The organism is Kocuria rhizophila DC2201 (assembly GCF_000010285.1).
In the GTDB taxonomy this organism is placed as follows: domain Bacteria; phylum Actinomycetota; class Actinomycetes; order Actinomycetales; family Micrococcaceae; genus Kocuria; species Kocuria rhizophila_A.
The window spans coordinates 14,144-32,857 of sequence record NC_010617.1; the positions used below are offsets into that span (position 1 = coordinate 14,144).

Genomic DNA, 18,714 nt, shown 5'->3' on the forward strand with positions numbered 1-18,714 from the left:
GGGGCTTTTCACTGTGCGCTGAACGGCTCCGGCCCGTCCTGACGGCGCCGCGACGCGCGTGCCAGAATGACAGTCATGACTTCCGCTATCGCCACGCACAAGGCCACCATCCACACCAACCACGGGGACATCGTGGTGGAGCTCTTCGGCAACCACGCCCCCAAGACGGTCAAGAACTTCGTGGGCCTCTCGGACGGCACCCAGGAGTGGGCCGACCCCCGCACCGGTGAGAAGCAGGACGGCCCGCTCTACAAGGACGTGGTGTTCCACCGCATCATCAAGGACTTCATGATCCAGGGCGGCGATCCCCTGGGTCAGGGCATCGGCGGCCCCGGGTACAACTTCGACGACGAGATCCACCCGGAGCTCAACTTCAACGCCCCCTACATGCTGGCCATGGCCAACGCCGGCACCCGCAACGGCCGCGGCACCAACGGCTCGCAGTTCTTCATCACCACCGCGCCCACCACGTGGCTGCAGGGCAAGCACACCATCTTCGGCGAGGTCGCGGACGACGCCTCCAAGAAGGTCGTGGACGAGCTCAACGAGGTCCGCACCGGCGGGCAGGACCGCCCCGTGGAGGACTGCGTGATCACCTCCATCGACGTGGAAGCCGTCTGAGTCCTTCACACCGCACAGCGTGGAGCCCACCCGGTTACCGGGTGGGCTCCACGTCTATCCGGGGGGCATGGTGCCTCCTACCAGTAGACATGCCGGAGCAGACATGAGCAATGAGCCCGAGAACCCCTACCCGGGGAGCATGCCGGAACCTCCCCCGGGCGATGTTCCGCCCCGCCCGGTCCGGGCCCGCGGCCACTGGCCGGTCACATGGAGCATCATCGGGCTCTGCGGGGCGGGGTGGGCGCTGCAATGGGCCACGTGGCTGTTCACGCCCTACGACCTCTCCTCGCTGCTGGGCTATGCGCCGGCCCTCACACAGACCCAGCCCTGGCGCATGCTGACCAGTGGCTTCGTGCACGCCATGCCCTCGCCCGTGCACCTGCTGCTGAACATGTACACGCTGTACCTCTTCGGCCGCATGCTCGAACCGCTGCTGGGCCCGTGGCGGATGACGGCCCTGTTCCTCGGATCCGTGCTGGGAGGTTCCGTGGGCGTGGCGCTGTGGGGTGACCCCGGGGTGCTGGTCATCGGCGCGTCCGGGGGGATCTTCGGGCTCTTCGGGGCCATGTTCGTGTTCATCCGCCACTTCCGCGGCAGCGTGACGCCCATTGCGGTGCTGATCGGGATCAACCTGGTGTTCGGGTTCCTGGTGGCGGGTGTGGCATGGCAGGCCCACGTGGGCGGCCTGGTGGCGGGGGCGCTGCTGGGCGTGCTGATGCTGCCAGGGCTGCGCGAACGAGCATGAACCCCGGTCATCCGAGTTCTCCACAGCGGTTGTCCACACCTGTTAACAACTTACAAAGTTGTAATTCCACAGCTGTGAACCTTGCTGTGGACAGTGCTCCGGCGGGCCCGAGCGGCCCGGAGCACACATGTGGGACGAGATATTCACACGTTCGTCCACACCTGTGGAAAACTCTCGTGCACCGGGTGGGGAGAAGCGCCCGGTGATCTCCCGCACAGCCCCGGCGGGACGCGAATAATCCGGCGGGGTGGGGTGTTCCAGTGTTCTGTGCACTCTCGCGGATGTGTTTCCTGAACCGTCCCGCGCACACCACCCGCTCACTGCCGTACCCGCCGACGCGTGCGCCGAGCCGTTCGGGACGCACGGGCCTCCCGTGCCGTCCACACTCCCCGGATCCACGAAAGGCAGCGTGGTCATGACCCAGCTGACTCCCGCCCGCCGTCGACTCGCACTGCTCGCCCTGGCCCTGGGCGGGTTCGGCATCGGCTGCACCGAGTTCGCCTCGATGGGGCTGCTCCCGCAGATCGCCCAGGACCTCCTGCCGCAGCTCTACGGCCGCTCCCCGGAGACCGGCATCGCGCGCGCCGGTCAGCTGGTGAGCGCGTACGCCGTGGGTGTGGTGGTGGGTGCCCCCGTGATCTCCTTCGTGGCGGCGCGGTCCTCCCGCACCGTGATGCTCCTGGTGATGGCCGCGGCGCTGCTCGCGGGCAACCTGGCCTCCGCGCTGGTCCCCTCCTTCGAATCGCTGCTGGTGCTGCGCTTCCTGGCAGGTGTGCCCCACGGCGCCTACTTCGGCCTGGCGTCCCTCGTGGCCGCCACCGTGATGGGCCCCGGCAACCAGGCCAAGGGGGTCGCCCTGGCGCTGTCCGGTCTCACGGTGGCCAACGTGGTGGGTGTGCCGGTGATGACGGCCATCGGTCAGGCGTATGGGTGGCGAACTGCCTACGGGGCGGTGGCCGTGGTCTTCGCCCTCACGGTGCTGGGTCTGTGGGCCACCGTCCCGCGTCAGGAGCCCGTGGTGGGCGCGAGCCGGCGCGGTGAGCTGCGGGCCTTCGCCCTGCCGCAGGTGTGGATCGTGATGGGTGTCGCCGCCGTGGGCTTCGGCGGGTTCTTCGCCATCTACACGTATCTCTCCCAGATGGGCCGCGAGCTCGCGGGCCTTCCCGCGGCGGCCATCCCGTGGCTGCTGGCGGTGGTGGGCATCGGCATGACCGTGGGCAACGTGCTCGGCGGGATCAGCGCGGACCGCAGCGCACGGCGCACCATGGCCGTGGGGTTCCCCGCCCTCGCGCTGGCACTGCTGCTGATAGGCGCACTGGGAGGCTCCCCCGTGGGCATCTTCGTGGCCGGCTTCGTGATGTCCCTGGTCAACTCGTTCATCATGCCCAGCATCCAGAGCTGGCTCATCACCGCCGCGGGCTCCGCGCAGCTCATGGGGGCGTCCCTGAACCACGCCGCGTTCAACGTGGCCAACTCGATCGGCGCGCTGCTGGGAGGTGCGGTGATCTCCGCGGGCTTCGGGTACCGGTCCCCGGCGGTCGTGGCCTGCGCCCTGTCGATTGCGGGCGGGCTGCTCGCGCTCGCGGGCGTCCGACGGCAGCGGGCGGACCGACGACGCCGCCTGGCCGCCGGACACCCCGTGACGGCCTCCCAGACGGCGGTCTGAGCGGGGCGCTCAGCCGATCAGGAAGCGGCCCAGCCCCAGGAACGCCCCCGCGTCCACGAGCATCACCAGGGCGGCGAGCCCCAGCAGGGCGGTGACGAGCAGGTTCACCCACGGGGCCACGGCGGTCCACGCCCTGCGCAGGACACGGGAGAAGCGCTCCTGGCGCCCGGCCACGGTCAGCAGCACCAGCAGGGTGAGGGGGAGCTGGCTGATCAGCGCCCACGCGATCCAGCCGAGTACGGCACTCACGAGGGGCTGGGTGGCGGCGGCCGCCACGTGCACGTCGAACGGGAGGTCGAGCACCACGATCGCCACGAACACCAGGGCCGTCACGTACAGCGCCCAGGGGTTGGTGGCGGGGGGCTTCTCCTCGGGGTCGCGCCCGCGCGAGCGGCGTCGTGCGACGGCCCGCCACACGGCGTAGCCGCCCACCACCAGGCCGAGCGCGAGCTCGATCCACGCGGCCGCGGCGCCGTGGCGCACCAGGGCCCACCAGCCCACGCTCTGCAGCCGGGGCCCCACGAGCAGCGTGAGGGCAGTGCCCCACGCCGCCGTGCCGGCCAGCAGCAGCGCGGAGGCACCCATGATGTGGCGGTGCCGCAGCCTGGCGCCCAGGGCGGCCGCCATGATGATCATGGGGGCGGGGTCGAAGCCGCCCACGGCGGTGGCGAGGACCGCCCCTGAATATGCCAGACCGTTCATGCGGTGCGCGCCCGGGGCTCAGGCCGGGACCGGTGCGAACGCGGGTGACGTGTGGCCGAGCCACGCGAGGGAGGCGTCCAGCTGGGCCGCCCAGAGGGCCACGCGGTGCCCGCCGCTCTCGGAGATGTTGGAGGACAGACCCGTGGGCCCGGACACCGAGGGCGCGAAGGCGCGGATGGCCTTGAGGGAGATGGTGTCCTCACCACCGGAGAAGAACCAGATGTCCACGTCGGGCTTCTCCTGCTCGACCACCCGCGCGAGGTTGTAGGACGCGGGATCCCTGGTCTTCCACTGCTGCCCGGGGCTGTACATGGGGGTGAAGTACCCGGCCAGGTTCACGCTCCTGGACCACACGTCCGGGTGGCGCACCGTGAACATGGTGGAGCACCACCCCCCGGCGCTGTACCCGTAGGTGCTCCAGGCGTCACGGTCGTCGGAGACCCTCAGGTTCGAGCGGATCCACGACACCACGTCCCGGCTCACGTAGGTCTCCCAGAGTCCGTGGTTGCTGTCCACGCACTCGGTGTCGTTGTTGCCCGGGTAGACGTCCGCGATCACCACGATCGCCTCGCGCATGGTCCCCTCGGACACCGCGGAACGGATGTGCTGGCCGATGTCCATGGCCTTGGTGTAGGTCCGCACGTCACCGGGGAAGCCCGTGAACGCGGTGATCACGGGGTACGCGCGCTGCGGGTCCTGCGTGTAGGAGGGCGGCAGCCACGCGGTGGCCTCCTGGGTGATCCCGGACTCCTTGCCGGGCAGGGTGAACTGCACCCACTGCCCAGACGTGCTGCCCGGGTCCACCTGCGAGCCGAAGCTCTTGTTCCTGGTGGGATCGGTCTGGGCGGCGGAGAAGGGCTGGTGGGGGAGGTCCTTGAGGGCCTTCGCCGCAGCGGGGGCCGCCCCGAAGCTGGAGGCGCTCACGGCCCCGCCGCCGTTGGAGAACAGGTCCCCCCAGCTCGAGTACCACTGGTTGTCCATGTTCATCTTGAGGAACACGCTGATCAGGGTCAGCACCACCACCAGCACCACGCACACCAGCTGCAGCACGTACTTGCCCACGCCGGGGCGGCGGCGCCGCGGCAGCACCAGCACCGTGTACGCCAGCAGAAGGACCGCCGCCGCGGTGAACGCGAAGAAGACGGGCCACCCGGTGAGCTCGAAGAACGCCATTGCAGAGTGCTCGTTTCCCGTGAAGGCCCATGGACGGGGTGCCGGGCGTGCGGGGGTGCACCGGTCACCGTAGGAACACAGCATAGGGAAAACCCCTCCGGTCCACCGGTTCGCCGTGCGCGCCCGGCGAGTTCGCGGGGGATCTCCAGGGCTTTCACGGCCACCCGCCGGGTGGGCCCGCCCGGCGGCCGCGGCGGGGCTCGAGAGGGGCGGGAGGGCGGCGTCGTGCGCGCACGGGATGCCGCGGCACCGGCGCGGGCCAGGCATACTGGGACACCATGACGCCTGAAGTGATGCACACGGCCGGGATCCTCGCCCCGCAGCTGATCCCGCTGGGGGACCCCGCCCAGCTGCTCGAACAACTGGGCCCGTGGGCGCTCGCCGGGATGAGCGTGATCGTGTTCATCGAGTCGGGTCTGCTGTTCCCATTCCTGCCCGGCGACTCCCTGCTGTTCACGGGCGGGCTGCTGCACGAGCCCCTGCACATCCCGCTGTGGCTCATGATCCTGGTGCCGTTCCTCGCCGCGGTGGCCGGGGACCAGGTGGGGTACTACCTGGGGCACCGGTTCGGGCGCCGCTTCTTCTCGGACGACGCCCGGTTCCTGAAGACCAAGTACCTCACGCAGACCGAGGAGTTCTTCCGCCGCTACGGCGGCCGCTCGATCGTGCTCGCGCGCTTCGTGCCGATCGTGCGCACCTACGTGCCGCTCGTGGCGGGCACCGCCAAGCACCCGTACCGCGCGTTCGTGGGCTGGAACGTGCTGGGCGGCTTCCTGTGGGTGACCATCATGGTGGTCGCGGGTTCCCTGCTGGGCGGCATCCCGCTGATCCGCGACCACGTGGACCTGATCGCCATCCTGATCGTGCTCCTCTCCCTGATCCCCGTGGCGATCCAGGTGGTCACCAGCATGCGGAACAGGGGTCCCGAGGACGACGCCGCGGACGCGCGGGACTGAGCCCGGCGTCGTCGTCCCCCGGGCGGGTCACGGGACGATCGTGAACTTCACCTCACCGTCCCCGCCGCGCTCCGCGCGCCGCAGGACGTCCAGGGTCTCCTCGAGCGTGTGCACGGGGCCGAGGCAGTAGTCGACCTCGACCTCCCCGGCGTGGATGCGCCGCACGGCCTCGTGGAACGAGATGAGCCCGGGCTCGGACTGGGCGGCCACGGAACCCTGCAGCCGCACGCACTTGCGGAAGACCTCGTAGACGGGCACCGGGGCGGGGTCGAAGCTCTCGTAGAGTCCGAACCAGCCCACGATGCCGCGGTGGGCCACGATGTTCACGGCCTCCGCGCGCAGGGTGTCCGATCCCACGGCCTCGATCACGAGGTCCGCACCCGCGCCGTCCGTGAGCTCCGAGACCACCTCGGCCAGGCTCTCCTCCGGCACCCGGACCGTGACGGCCCCCAGCTCGCGCGCGATGGCCAGGCGGGACTCCTCCCTGTCGGAGACCACCACCCGCTCGAAGCCGCGCGCGAGGGCGTCCTGCAGGAAGAAGAGGCCCGCGGAGCCCGCGCCCATGACCACGCACGTGCCCGCGCGCCGGGCCGGCACCTCGGTGGGCCAGTAGAGGTTCATGGCGTAGAGGCACGTGCCCATCTGCTGCGCCATCATGTAGCGGCGCATCTGCGTGAGGTCCTCTGGATCCGCCTCGGGCGGCAGCGCCACCGCGTGCTCCTCGTCCAGGAGCATGAGCTCCGCGAAGGTGCCGCCGAGCTCACCCGGGGGCAGGCACAGCACCGCCGTGCCCACGGGGAACCTGGGCGACCGGGACTCCGTGACCACACCCACGCCCTCGTGCCCCGGGTAGCCCGCGAGCTCGGGAGCCCGCTCGTGCAGGGTGCCGTGCAGCACCGAGTGCAGGTCTGAGCCGCACACGGACGCGGCCACCACCCGGACCACGAACTGGCCGTCCTGCGAGGCGCGGGGATCGGGCCACTGCTTCACGAGCACGTTTCCGCTGGTGGGGACATGGGTGGCGCGCATGCACACTCCTTCGGGGGCGGGACCGGGGCTGGGCTGGGGCCGGACCGGGGCTGGGCCTTCACCGTACGCCATGGTGCGAGCCCGCTCACACGTGCCCGCTCGCACGAGCCCGTGCACCGGGCCGGTAGCCTGGGGCGGTGAAGCTCCCCCGCGCCCTCGAGCCGTTCTCCTCGCGCACCTACACGGTGCTGGCGCTGGCCATGGGCATGAGCGTGTTCGGCTCCGGGCTGTGGGCCGTGGCCATGGTGGCCCGGGTCATGGCCCTGGGCGGTTCCGCGGTGGACCTCTCGCTCGTCACCGCGGCGGGCGCGGTGGGCATGGTGGTCTTCGTGCTGATCGGCGGGGTGGCCGCGGACCGCTTCCGGCTGCCCGTGATCCTGCGGTGCGTGGAGGTGGTCAACCTCGTCACCGCCCTGAGCATCGCGGTGCTGACCTGGACGGGCACGCTCGCCCTGTGGCACCTGGGTGCCGCGGCCTTCGCCTTCTCCGGCGCGGTGGGCTTCTTCTACCCCGCGTACTCCGCGGCCCTGCCGAGGATCCTGCCGCCCCACCAGCTGCTCGCGGCCAACGGGGTGGAGGGCACGGCCCGGCCCCTGCTGCAGCTCGCCGCCGGCCCCGCGGTGGGTGGCGCCCTCACGGGGCTCGCGCTGCCCGGCGCCTCCGTCCTGGCCATCGCGGTGTGCCACGCCGTGGCGCTCGCGTTCATGCTGCGCCTGCGGCTGCCGGAGGGTCGCCCCGCGGGGCACGACGCCGCCGGATTCGCCACTGCTGGGCACGACGCCGCTGACCACGACGACGTCGTTGACCACCACGACGTGGCGGGGCACGACGCTGCGGGGCACCACGCCGCAGGATTCGACAGTGCGGGGCACAAGGAGGCGGCGCACGACGACGCCGCGGCGTCCGGCCACGCCGCAGGTCCGGGCTCGATGCTGGCCCAGATGCTCGACGGCTTCCGCTACTGCGTACACACCCCGTGGCTGCTGTGGACCCTGCTGTGGGCCATGAGCGCGATCTTCATGTTCATCGGACCCCTGGAGGTGCTCGTCCCGTTCCTGGTGGTGGACCGGCTGGGCGGCACGGTGGCCGACTACGGCGCCATGCTCGGGCTGTACGGGATCTCCACCGCCGTGGGCTCCAGCGTGATGGCGTCCCTGCGGATGCCCCGGAAGTACCTCACCACCATGATCTGGCTGTGGGGCTTCGGCACCCTGCCCTTCGGTCTGGTGGGGATGACCGGCTCGTGGTGGGTCATGGCCGCGGCCCTGTGCGTCTTCGGCGCCACGGGCGGCGCGGGCCAGGTCATCTGGGGCACGCTGCTGCAGCGCCGCGTGCCCGGGCACATGCTGGGCCGGATCTCCTCGCTGGACTTCTTCGTGTCGCTGCTGCTCATGCCCATCTCGATGGCCGTCGCGGGCCCGGTGGCCCAGGTGGTCCCGCCCGCGGCGATCTTCTGGGGCGTCGCCGTGCTCACGCCCGCCCTGGGGGTGCTGGCGGTGCTCGCCGGGCGCATGCACCGGGACCAGGAGGCCCACCCGCTCGGGTGACGGTCGGCGCTCGCCGCAGTGGGCACCGGCCGGGCAGGCGCGGCGAGGCCCTCCGCGTGCGACGACGCCGCGGTGACCGCCCCCCGGGGAGGGGCACCGCGGCGCCGTCCGCTCTAGGAAGTGCGCTTTGACCAGCGTTTATACGCGGCTCAGTATGCCTTCTGGCGCTGCTGCACCACCAGGTGGACGAGGGCGAACGTGTGGTCCTCGTCGATGGCGCTTAACGCCTCCTCGAGGGCCCCGGGAATCTCAGACTCCCGCTCCACGCGCACCCCGAAGCCGTGGAACGCACGCGCCATGCCCGCGAAGTCCGGGTTCTTCAGCTGCGTGCCGGACACGTGGCCCGGGTACTGGCGCTCCTGGTGGGTGCGGATGGTGCCGTACTCCTGGTTGTCCATCACGATCACCAGGGGGGTGGCGCCGTACTGCGCGGCCGTGGCCAGCTCCTGCCCGTTCATCAGGAACTCGCCGTCACCGGCGATCGAGATCACCCGGCGGCCCGGGAAGTTCAGGGACGCCGCCACGGCCGAGGGCACCGAGTACCCCATGGAGCCGTTGCGCGCCGAGATCATCGAGGCGTAGCCGTTGGTGGGGAAGTAGCGGTGCGCCCAGTTGGTGTGCTCACCCGCGCCGAACGTGACCATCGCGTCCTCGGGCAGGGCCTTCACGAGCTCCGCCATCATGGTGTCCATGGTGGCGGGACCATCCTGCTCGGGCAGGGGCTGCGGGGCAGAGAACTCCTCCTGCTGGCGGCGCATCCGGCGGCACCAGTCCCGCCAGGTGTCCTTCACCGGGAGGGTCATGCGCACCAGGTCCCGCACGAACACGTCCGGCTTGGCCACGATCTGGTAGGTCACGGCACCCGAGCGGCCGCGCATGGAGGGGTCCATGGTCACGATGAAGTTCTTCTTGGACCAGTCCTGGCGCACCAGGAAGCCATTGGTGATCACGTCCCCGGGAACCGTGCCCACGAACACCAGCAGGTCCGTCTCCTCCAGCAGATCCACGGTGGGCTTGGGGCGCCCGTAGCCGATGGGCCCCACGTAGGAGGGGGACCCGAAGGGCACGGTGCCCTCGCAGCGCCACTCCGCGGCGGCAGGGATGTGGTGCTCCTCGAGCCACTGGGTGAAGCGCTGTGCGCCGGCCACGCTCCAGTCGTTGCCGCCGAACACGAACAGCGGCTTCGTGGACGCCTTGAGCGCCGCCTTGAGGGCCTTCCAGTCGTCCACGGTCATGCCGCCGCCGGCCACGGGGATCTCGGGGTGCAGCGTGGGCTCGATCTCCCGGGTGATGATGTCCTCCGGCAGGCCCACCACCACGGGGCCGGGGCGGCCCGAGCGCGCCGCGAACATGGCCTCGGCCACGTACTCGGATGCGCGCTCCGCGTGGTCCAGGACCATCACCCGCTTGGCCCCGGAGGCAAACCACTGGTGCGGGTCGAACTCCTGGAACGCCTCCTTCTCACGGTGCTCGAAGGGGATGAGCCCCACGAACAGCACCATGGGGGTGGAGTCCTGCCACGCGGTGTGCAGCCCCACGTGGGCGTTGGCAGCCCCGGGACCGCGCGTGACCATGGCCACGCCCGGAACCTGGTTCATCTTCCCGTCCGCCTCCGCCATGTAGGCGGCCCCGCCCTCCTGACGGCACACCACGGTCTCGATCGAAGAGTCGTGGAGGCCGTCCAGGACGTCCAGGTAGCTCTCCCCGGGGACCACGTAGGCCCGCTCAACGCCGTGCGCGGCGAGGGAGTCGACGATCACGTGGCCGGCCGACTTGCGGCCCGACGCTGCGGTGGCGGTGTGCTGGGTCATGGCAGGTTCTCTTTTCGCCGTCGAAAGAAGGGTGCGCCGCCCGGCCCGGAACCCGGACGCACCCGCGCGTGTCCTGCCGAAAATACCCGACCGTAGGCTCGGGGTGGACATTGCGTCCAGCATGCGACATGACCGGGTCCCGCAACGCAGCGCGCCCCGGACCGCTCGAGGGCGGTCCGGGGCGCGCTGCGGCACGGGGAGGGACTCAGTCGGTCATGTCCTCGAGCTCCACGTTGTTGGTCTCCCGCACCATCTTGATGGTGAAGATCAGGGACACCAGCGCGAAGAACGCGTAGACGCCGTACGTGAGGCCCAGCGAGTAGTTGGACATGGACGGGAAGGAGACCGTCACGGCCCAGTTGGCGATCCACTGCACCGCGCCCGCCACGGCCAGGGCCGCACCGCGGATGTGGTTGGGGAACATCTCGCCCAGCAGCACCCACATGAGCGGACCCCACGAGACGCCGAAGAACACCACGAACAGGTTGGCGGCGATCAGCGCCACCGGGCCGGCCACCGGGCCGAGGTCCGGGGTGAGCTGCCCGTCCACCATCACCTTGCTGGCGGTGGCGAACACCACGGCCATGACGCCGAGGGACAGCGCCATGCCGGCGGAGCCCACCAGCAGCAGCGGGCGGCGCCCGATCCGGTCCACCAGGAAGATGGCCACGATGGTCACCAGCACGTTGACCACGGAGGTGGCCACCGAGATGGTGAAGGAGTCGGACTCCTTGAATCCCACGGACTCCCACAGCACGTTGGAGTAGTAGAAGATCACGTTGATGCCCACGAACTGCTGCAGGGCGGCGAGGCCGATGCCCACCCACACGATGGGCTTGAGCCCGCCCATGGAGCCGCGCAGGTCCGAGAAGCGGGGCTTGCGCTCGTTGTTCACGGTGTGGCGGATCTTCTCCACGCGGCCGTCGAGGGCCACGTCCCCGTAGATGCGGGTGAGCACGGAACGGGCCTGGTCCTCGTGGCCCGCAGAGATCAGGAAGCGGGGGGACTCGGGGATCATGAACGAGCCGATGCCGTAGAGCAGGGCGGGCACGGCCATGACCAGGAACATCCACCGCCAGGCCGCGAGGCCCAGCCACAGCTCCTGGGAGGCACCGCCGGCCCACGTGGCGAGCAGCGCGTCCACCAGCAGGGACAGGAAGATGCCGAGCACGATGCCCATCTGCTGCAGGGACCCGAGGCGACCGCGCAGGTGCGCGGGAGAGACCTCGGCGATGTAGGCGGGGGCGATCACGGAGGCCACGCCCACGCCGATGCCGCCCACCACACGCCACACGATGAGCCAGTCGATGGTCTGGGTGAGACCGCAGCCGATCGCGGAGACCAGGAACAGCAGCGCCGCGACCTTCATCAGGGGGATCCGCCCCAGCCGGTCCGCCACGCGCGATCCGAAGAACGCGCCCACCGCGGCACCCAGCAGGGCGGCGGCCACGGCGAAGCCGAGCGGGCCGGGGCCCACCTCGAACCTGGACTGGATGGAGGAGACGGCGCCGTTGATCACGGCGGAGTCGTATCCGAAGAGGAGACCGCCGAACGCGGCCACGGTGGTGATGCGGACTACCGCACCGGTGTTTGTCCGGTGGTGCTCCGCCGGGTGTGTTTGTGCCGCTTGGCTCATCCCACAGCTCCCTTGCTGTCCCGAAAATCAACGCTCAGTGGGTCCCGCACCCGAGAACTCGCCATGAATCCGAGGCACGGTGCCGGCGGGCGGTCCCGAGGGGACGGGAGGCGCGGCCCACCGGGTGCGGATGAGGCGGCTGTCGGGGAAGGACAGTGACCCAAGACTAGGACCCCGGTCACAGAATGTCCATGAGTCGAACACAACGCGGATCGTGTCGCCCCGGCACCCCGAGTGCGCTCGTCGGTCCGTCCGTCCCGCGCGAGGTTCCGGCACCGCGCGGTCATACCGGCAGGGGAGTGTCCTCGCGGGCCAGCAGCAGCGCCCCCGTGAGGTGCGCCCGGGGTCCGAGCTCGGAGGGCACCACCCGCACCGGGGAGCTGCCGTGGAGCGTGTACCGGTCCACGGCCGTGCGCAGGGGCTCGAGCAGCAGCTCTCCCGCGCGGGCGAGGTCGCCGCCGAGCACCACGAGCTCGGGGTTGAGCAGGTTGCACAGCTGCGCGACCACCACGCCGATCACCCGGCCGGTGTCCGAGACCACCCTGGAGCACCCGGGGTCCCCGGCGAGGGCCGCGTCCACGACGTCCGAGACGCTCTCCACGGGCTGCCCGGACGGACGCACGAGCTCGAGCACCGCGGCGGAGGACACGAACGTCTCCAGGCAGCCGCGGTTGCCGCAGCGGCACAGCCCGGCGCGCTCGTCCAGGGTGATGTGCCCGATCTCCCCGGCCGCCCCGGTGGCTCCGCGGTACAGGGTGCCACCCAGGACCAGCCCGGCGCCCACGCCGTGGGAGACCTTGAGGTAGGCCATGTCGCGGGCGCCGCGGCCCGCGCCGAGGGCGTGCTCGCTCACCGCACCGGCGTTCGCGTCGTTCTCCACCACCACGGGGCATCCCAGCACGTGGGCGGCGAGTTCCCGCACGTCGAGCCCGGACCAGTGGGGCAGGATCACCGCTGAGTCGAGTCCCCGACCCTGCGCGTCCACCGGGGCGGGCAGGCCGATTCCGGCGCGCAGCACCCGCTCCGCCGGGATCCCGAGCTCGTCCCGCAGCTCGTCGGCCATGCCCCGCGCGACATCCAGCACCTCCCGGGCACCGTGCCGCGGGGAGAGCTCCGCGCGCCGCTGGGCGAGGATCTCCAGGTTGAGGTCCGCGAGAGCCACCGCGACGTGACGGTGACCCACGTCCACGCCCAGGAGGTGGCCGGCGCTCGCGCTGAAACGCACCCGCTGTCCCCGCCGCCCGCCGTGGTCCGGTTCCACGGTCAGCAGATCGCACGCGGTGAGCTCCTTCACGATCGAGGACACGGTCGACGGAGCCAGGGCCGTCTCCCGCGCGATCCTCGCCTGGGTCACGGCGCCCAGACCGCGCACAGCGTCCACCACGCGCCGCCGGTTGGCCAGCCGCAGGGCCGCCTGGGACCCGGGCGCGCTCGCGCGGTCGGCACCCCCGGCCGGGGTGGAGGCGGACGACGACGCCGCTGCACCGGGTGCGGCGGTCTCCCCGGGGCTCCGGGAGGAGGTTGCGGGGTCCGGGGGCGAGTACTCCATCGTCTCTTCCCTTCTCGAATGCTTTGTGGTGCTTGAGTGTAGTCATCGTTCGAGCAGTGCAGACGGGATGAGAGTATTGCCCGCCGTCCGGGAGGCGCGCGTGGACGCGTGCACCGGGCGGCTGCGACGGCGAAACCTTTTGTATATACATATAGCTATCCAGTCATGCACACGAATGACGTTGATTTTCAAATGTCGTTTCACGTGAAACACGACGCCCTACCACGCCACGGCGGTCATGACACGCCGACACCAGGAATCGTCCGGTGTCTCGTGTCACCATGGGAGGCATGACCAATCCGGCGCAGTACACTTCCCCCTCGCCGGGCGGGTCCCCGTGGCACTTGCCGCAGTTGCGTCACCGCGTAGCCGTTCCTCTGGTCGTGGTGCTGATGACGGCGACAATAGGACGTCTGCTGGTGCTCTCACCGCAGGTGACCGACGGGGAGACCGCGTTGCTCGAGGGGCTCTCCCAGCATCGCAACGTCCTTCTGGACACCATTGCCACGATCGTGCAGTTCGCGCTGTCCAACGGCGCTGTCGTGCTCATCATCGCGGCCGTCATCGGCTGGCTCGCCGTCATCCGGCGCCGCCCCCTGGACGCCACGGGCTTCGGGATCACCGCCCTGGCCGGCTGGGGTGCCGTGGGGCTCGTGAAGGTGGCCGTGGAACGCCCTCGGCCCGCACTCACGGGTGACCCCCTCAGCGTGGTCATCGGCAGCACGTCGTTCCCGTCGTCGCACACCGGAGCACTGGTGTCCATCGTCCTGGGTCTCGCCCTCGTGGCCGCCACGGCGCGGTCCCGGCACAGCATCCTCCTGTGGGGGACCGTGGGCGTGGTGCTGGTGGGCGCGGCCCGCATGTACTCCGGCGCCCACTACCCCCTGGACGTCCTCGCTGCCCTGCCGGTGGCGTGGGCCGGGGTGATTGCGGGCGCGTCGCTCGCGAACATCGTGGTGCCGGCCCTGGCCTTCGGATTCGGCTGGCAGCAGGCGGGGGTCTCCGTGGCCGCCCGACGCACCGGTTCCACGGCCCCGACTCCTGCGCAGCACGCGGGCACCGTTCAGGCCTCCCGTGCGGACGCGGCGGACTCCAGCGGATCGCACGGTGGCGCCGCACGCTCCGCGCAGCGCACCGGATCCTCCCGCGAGGAGCACCGGGTGGACCGCGCAGCCTGACCCGCGGGCGAGACCCGGCGGGGCCCACCTGCCGCGCCTTCTCGCCCTCGCGGAAACGACGAGCCGGACCGTGAAAGGTCCGGCTCGTCGTCGTCGTGGGTCGGGTCGTTCGCCGTGGAGCAGGGCGGTCGTCGTGGAGCGGAGCGGAACACACCCTGCGGACGGTCCACCCCTATGCCGTCACACGGGGCGCCACCCTGCGTCACTCCGCAGGAACCTCCGCCCCGCAGGACGGGCGCCTGGCGCACCATGTTCGGTGCCCACGGCATCCGGTGCCGACGCCGTCCGGGGTCAACGCGCCCGGGTGCTCAGCGGGCCCGGTGACGACCCCGCGCCGTGCCCGGATCAGGCGGACTCGTAGCCCTCCTTGACGCACAGCACCGGGCAGCCGGCCTCAAGCAGCAGGCGCTGGGTGGTGGGAGCCATGATGAGCTTGCCCACCGGGGTGCGCCTGCGCGTGCCGATGACCAGCAGCTGGGTGTGCTCACGGTCGGTGACGTCGAGGATGGTGTCCGCGGGATCGGCGTCGTCCGCGACGGGAACGAGCTCGTACGGGACACCGCTAGCGTCGAGGGCGGCGCGGTCCTCGCGCACGGCGGTCTCGGTCTCCTCGGGGCCGGTGTGGCGGCCCCAGCGCCTGGTGTGGTGGCCCTGGACCACCACGAGGCCGGCGGAGCGCAGTGCCGCCTCGTCCATGGCGGCGCGCAACGCGGCGCGGCCGGCGGGCGTGGGCAGGTAACCGACGACGATGTTCATGACTTCTCCAGGTCCGTGAAGGGGCGGTGGTGGGGCGGCGGGGTGGACCTCAGCGGTCCACGTCCTCGAGGTGGGCGATGTCCTCCGGGTGCTGGAACCGCGTGCGCCGGCCGGTGAACAGTCGTGCGTAGAGGAAGTTCAGCACCCACAGCACCACGCCGAGGGCGATCAGCACCAGGGCGATCTGGTACTCGATGGTGTCCTGCGCCCACGGGCCCAGCAGGAACGCGCACGTGATGGCGCCCAGGTAGGGCAGCACGCGCGGTGCGTGGAAGTAGTCGTGGCCCTCCTGGGTGCGGTCCCGCCGCAGGATGATGGCCGCGATGTTGACCACCGTGAACACGCCGAGCAGCAGCAGGGCGGTGGTGCCGCCCAGGGCGGACGCGGTGCTCTTGCCCATGGCGTTGTTGACGATCACGATCAGCACCATGCCCAGGGCGGTGGTGAAGAGGATGGCCGTCCAGGGGGTGCGGCGGCCCGGCAGCACCTTGGACAGCACGCCGGGGATCACGCCCTGCTTGGCCATGCCGTAGAGCAGACGGGAGGCCATGAGCATGTTGATCAGCGCGGTGTTGGCCACGGCGAAGATGGTGAGGAACGGGTAGATGGTGTCGATGGGGATGTTGGGCGCACCGATCTTCACCACGTCCAGCAGCGGGGTGGTGGACTCGCCGAGCTCGCCGATGGGCACGATGGCCACGGTGAAGAGGGAGACCACCACGTAGATCACGCCGGTGATGCACAGCCCGAACAGCATCACGCGGGGGAAGTTGCGGGTGGGGTCCTTGGTCTCCTCGACCATGTTGACGGAGTCCTCGAAGCCCACGAAGGAGAAGAACGCCAGGGAGGTCACGGAGGAGAGCGCGAGGAACATGTTCTTGTCCTCGGAGGTCTCGAAGATCATGGTGCGGCTGAAGTCCGCGTTGCCCTGGAACGCCGCCCACAAGCCCACCAGGATCACGATCAGCAGGCCGGTGAGCTCGATGCACGTGAGCACCACGTTGAGCTTCACGGACTCGGACACCCCGCGCAGGTTGATCAGTGCCAGCAGCGCCATGAAGCCCACGGCCACCATGGTCACGCCGAAGGGGCTCAGGTCCAGGTGGAAGCCCTTGGCGAAGTTCGCGGCCACGGTGGTGGAGGCGGTGGAGGCGGAGGTCAGGCCGGAGCACAGCACCGCGAAGGTCACCAGGAAGGTGAGGAAGTGGATGCCGAAGGCCTTGTGCGTGTACAGCGCCGCGCCGGACGCGCCGGGGTACTTGGTCACGAGCTCCAGGTAGGAGAACGCGGTGATGGTGGCCACCACGAACGCCACGAGGATGGGCGCCCACGCGGCGCCGCCGATCTCGCCGGCGATGTTGCCGGTCAGGGCGTACACACCGGTGCCGAGGATGTCCCCCACGATGAACAGCAGCAGCAGCCCCGGGCCCATCACGCGCTTGAGCTCGTGGTCACCTCCCGAGGGGTCCGTGCCCCCGCCGGTGGTGGCCGCGGACGTGTCCCGGCCCTTCGCCACCGGTGTGGCACCGTGCGGTGTGTTTGCGTCACTCATGTCGTCCTCCGCGGTTCGACCTCGTCCGGCCGCGCGTGGACAGGCAGCCCTCGCAGGACTGTGACTCGCGGCTCATGCGTACAGGACACCATAGGCGATGAGCGGGGCGCGTGCGGCACCTGCGGGCCGCGCGGCGTCGTCGTCCGCCGTGGGACGGGATCCGGGGACGACGCCGCCCGCGCGCCTGCCGCCCACGGGTCCGGTCGGTGCCGCGGTACGGACAGAGCGCCCCGCACCCGGGGGGTGCGAGGCGCTCTGCGCAGCGGCGGTGGGCTCAGCGGATGCCGCGCATGAGCTTCAGGATGGGCTTGGCCACCAGAAGCATCACGACGCCGAGCACGATGGTGATCGCGCCCATGGTGCCGAAGTACCCGACCTCGTTCTCGCGGGAGTAGAACTCCGCGAGCGAGCCGGACAGCGCGGTGCCCAGGGCGATGGACAGGTTGTACAGCGCGACCATCTGCACCGGGTACCGGCGCGGGGCCAGCTTGGTGGCCAGGGAGAGGCCCACGGGGGAGAGGAACAGCTCGCCCAGGGTGGCGAAGAACAGCACCAGGACGATCCAGCCGACGAACACGGACTCCGTGTGGGCCTGGGTGATGAACAGCAGGAACGCCACACCGATCAGCAGCAGGGCGATGCCGAACTTCACCGGGGTGCTCGGCTGACGGGTGCCCAGCTTGGTCCACACCGCGGCGAAGACCATGCCCATCAGGATGATGAACACGGGGTTGATGGACTGCGTGGCGGACGGCTTGAAGTCGATGCCGAAGATCGACAGCTGCAGGCGCGTGTCCGCGTAGATGGCCAGCACCGTGAACTGCTGCTGGAAGAGGGCAAAGAATGCCGCGGTGGCGATGAACAGCGGGATGAAAGCCACCACGCGGGAGTGCTCATCCGCCGAGAGGCCCTTGTCCCGCAGCATGGTGGCGAACAGCACCACGGCTGCCACCACGACCACCAGGATCACGGCGTCCGAGAGGTTGCCGGGATTGAGGATCCCGGTGAGCAGCAAGACCACTACCACGGCGATGAATGCCAGTGCGATCCCGATCCACTTGCCGTACTGCGAGCGGGGAAGGGGGTTGGCCACCGTGTGCACGGTGTCGGGCAGGCCCTTGCGGGTCAGCAGGTACTGGACCAGGCCAAGGGCCATGAAGATGGCGGCGATGCCGAAGCCGGCGTGGAAGCCCCACGTGCCCCATGCGAAGCTCGTGAGCAGGGGGCCGAACAGTGCGCCGATGTTCACACCCATGTAGTAGATGGAGAACCCGGCGTCACGGCGGGGGTCCTCCCGCTCGTAGAGGGTGCCCACGAGGTTCACGCACGTGGTCTTCAGGCCACCGGAGCCCACGGCGATGCACAGAAGACCCACGGTCAGACCGGCCACACCCGGGATCAGGGCCAGCGCGATGTGGCCGAACATGATGAGCACCGCGGAGGTGAGCATGGTGCGCTCGGAGCCGAGCAGGCGGTCGGCCACCCAGCCGCCCAGGATGGAGCACAGGTACACGGTGCCGCCGTAGGCGCCCACAATGCCCGCGGCGACGCCCTCGTCGAGGCCCAGACCGCCGTCCGACACGGCGTAGTACATGTAGTACAGGACGAGCGCCTGCATGCCGTAGAAGGAGAAGCGCTCCCACATCTCCACGGAGAAGAGGTTGGCCAGCATCCCTGGCTGGCCGAAGAAGGTTTTCCGACCCGCGGGGTTGTGCGGATCCACTGTCGTTTCGGGGCTGACGGGGGCGCCGCTGGTGTGGCCGCCACCCGGTGTGTGCTGACTCATAACTCAC

General features: G+C 70.4%; 15 protein-coding genes. 6 read left to right on the top strand and 9 right to left on the bottom strand.

Features of this window, described 5'->3' with window-relative positions; translation table 11 throughout:
• Positions 1 to 66: 66 nt before the first annotated feature.
• From KRH_RS00065 to KRH_RS00075, 3 genes are all read left to right on the top strand, one after another.
• Positions 67 to 621: a peptidylprolyl isomerase gene (locus tag KRH_RS00065; RefSeq protein WP_012397085.1), complete on the top strand. Its 555-nt coding sequence runs from the start codon at positions 67 to 69 to the stop codon at positions 619 to 621.
• A gap of 103 nt (positions 622 to 724) precedes the next feature.
• Entirely contained in the window at positions 725 to 1,366 is a 642-nt protein-coding gene (locus KRH_RS00070; RefSeq protein WP_226905797.1) for a rhomboid family intramembrane serine protease, read from the top strand.
• A 415-nt stretch (positions 1,367 to 1,781) separates the two neighbouring features.
• Entirely contained in the window at positions 1,782 to 3,032 is a 1,251-nt protein-coding gene (locus KRH_RS00075; protein ID WP_041297242.1) for an MFS transporter, read from the top strand.
• Between the two features lie 9 nt (positions 3,033 to 3,041).
• On the opposite strand, the gene KRH_RS00080 is transcribed toward KRH_RS00075, so the two are convergent.
• Both KRH_RS00080 and KRH_RS00085 read right to left on the bottom strand, forming a co-directional pair.
• The gene (locus KRH_RS00080) at positions 3,042 to 3,734 is read right to left on the bottom strand and encodes a hypothetical protein (protein WP_012397088.1); all 693 of its coding nucleotides are present in this window, start codon (positions 3,732 to 3,734) and stop codon (positions 3,042 to 3,044) included.
• Between the two features lie 18 nt (positions 3,735 to 3,752).
• Positions 3,753 to 4,907, bottom strand: coding sequence for an alpha/beta hydrolase (locus KRH_RS00085; protein ID WP_012397089.1), 1,155 nt, complete (start codon positions 4,905 to 4,907; stop codon positions 3,753 to 3,755).
• A gap of 278 nt (positions 4,908 to 5,185) precedes the next feature.
• Here KRH_RS00085 and KRH_RS00090 point away from each other — a divergent pair, with 278 nt between their 5' ends.
• Positions 5,186 to 5,863, top strand: a complete 678-nt coding sequence (locus KRH_RS00090; RefSeq protein WP_105590558.1) for a DedA family protein — start codon at positions 5,186 to 5,188, stop codon at positions 5,861 to 5,863.
• Positions 5,864 to 5,890: 27 nt separating this feature from the next.
• Here KRH_RS00090 and KRH_RS00095 read toward each other — a convergent pair whose 3' ends face one another.
• Positions 5,891 to 6,892, bottom strand: coding sequence for an MDR/zinc-dependent alcohol dehydrogenase-like family protein (locus KRH_RS00095; RefSeq protein ID WP_012397091.1), 1,002 nt, complete (start codon positions 6,890 to 6,892; stop codon positions 5,891 to 5,893).
• A gap of 137 nt (positions 6,893 to 7,029) precedes the next feature.
• Between KRH_RS00095 and KRH_RS00100 the strand changes: the two genes are divergently transcribed.
• The gene (locus tag KRH_RS00100) at positions 7,030 to 8,439 is read left to right on the top strand and encodes an MFS transporter (protein WP_012397092.1); all 1,410 of its coding nucleotides are present in this window, start codon (positions 7,030 to 7,032) and stop codon (positions 8,437 to 8,439) included.
• A gap of 149 nt (positions 8,440 to 8,588) precedes the next feature.
• On the opposite strand, the gene KRH_RS00105 is transcribed toward KRH_RS00100, so the two are convergent.
• The 3 genes from KRH_RS00105 to KRH_RS00115 all read right to left on the bottom strand — a co-directional run bounded on the left by KRH_RS00105 (position 8,589) and on the right by KRH_RS00115 (position 13,435).
• Positions 8,589 to 10,250: a thiamine pyrophosphate-dependent enzyme gene (locus KRH_RS00105; RefSeq protein ID WP_012397093.1), complete on the bottom strand. Its 1,662-nt coding sequence runs from the start codon at positions 10,248 to 10,250 to the stop codon at positions 8,589 to 8,591.
• Between the two features lie 205 nt (positions 10,251 to 10,455).
• Positions 10,456 to 11,886, bottom strand: a complete 1,431-nt coding sequence (locus KRH_RS00110) for a sugar porter family MFS transporter (RefSeq protein WP_012397094.1) — start codon at positions 11,884 to 11,886, stop codon at positions 10,456 to 10,458.
• Positions 11,887 to 12,169: 283 nt separating this feature from the next.
• Positions 12,170 to 13,435: an ROK family transcriptional regulator gene (locus KRH_RS00115; RefSeq protein ID WP_012397095.1), complete on the bottom strand. Its 1,266-nt coding sequence runs from the start codon at positions 13,433 to 13,435 to the stop codon at positions 12,170 to 12,172.
• Between the two features lie 392 nt (positions 13,436 to 13,827).
• Between KRH_RS00115 and KRH_RS00120 the strand changes: the two genes are divergently transcribed.
• A complete protein-coding gene (locus KRH_RS00120; protein WP_226905796.1) occupies positions 13,828 to 14,613 on the top strand; it encodes a phosphatase PAP2 family protein in 786 nt (261 codons plus the stop codon).
• Positions 14,614 to 14,958: 345 nt separating this feature from the next.
• Here KRH_RS00120 and KRH_RS00125 read toward each other — a convergent pair whose 3' ends face one another.
• The 3 genes from KRH_RS00125 to KRH_RS00135 form a co-directional block, all read right to left on the bottom strand.
• Complete coding sequence (locus KRH_RS00125) at positions 14,959 to 15,369, bottom strand: universal stress protein (RefSeq protein ID WP_012397097.1); 411 nt, start codon at positions 15,367 to 15,369, stop codon at positions 14,959 to 14,961.
• 49 nt (positions 15,370 to 15,418) lie between these two features.
• Complete coding sequence (locus KRH_RS00130; RefSeq protein ID WP_012397098.1) at positions 15,419 to 16,921, bottom strand: APC family permease; 1,503 nt, start codon at positions 16,919 to 16,921, stop codon at positions 15,419 to 15,421.
• A 274-nt stretch (positions 16,922 to 17,195) separates the two neighbouring features.
• Complete coding sequence (locus KRH_RS00135) at positions 17,196 to 18,707, bottom strand: peptide MFS transporter (RefSeq protein WP_050738012.1); 1,512 nt, start codon at positions 18,705 to 18,707, stop codon at positions 17,196 to 17,198.
• Positions 18,708 to 18,714: the final 7 nt, after the last annotated feature.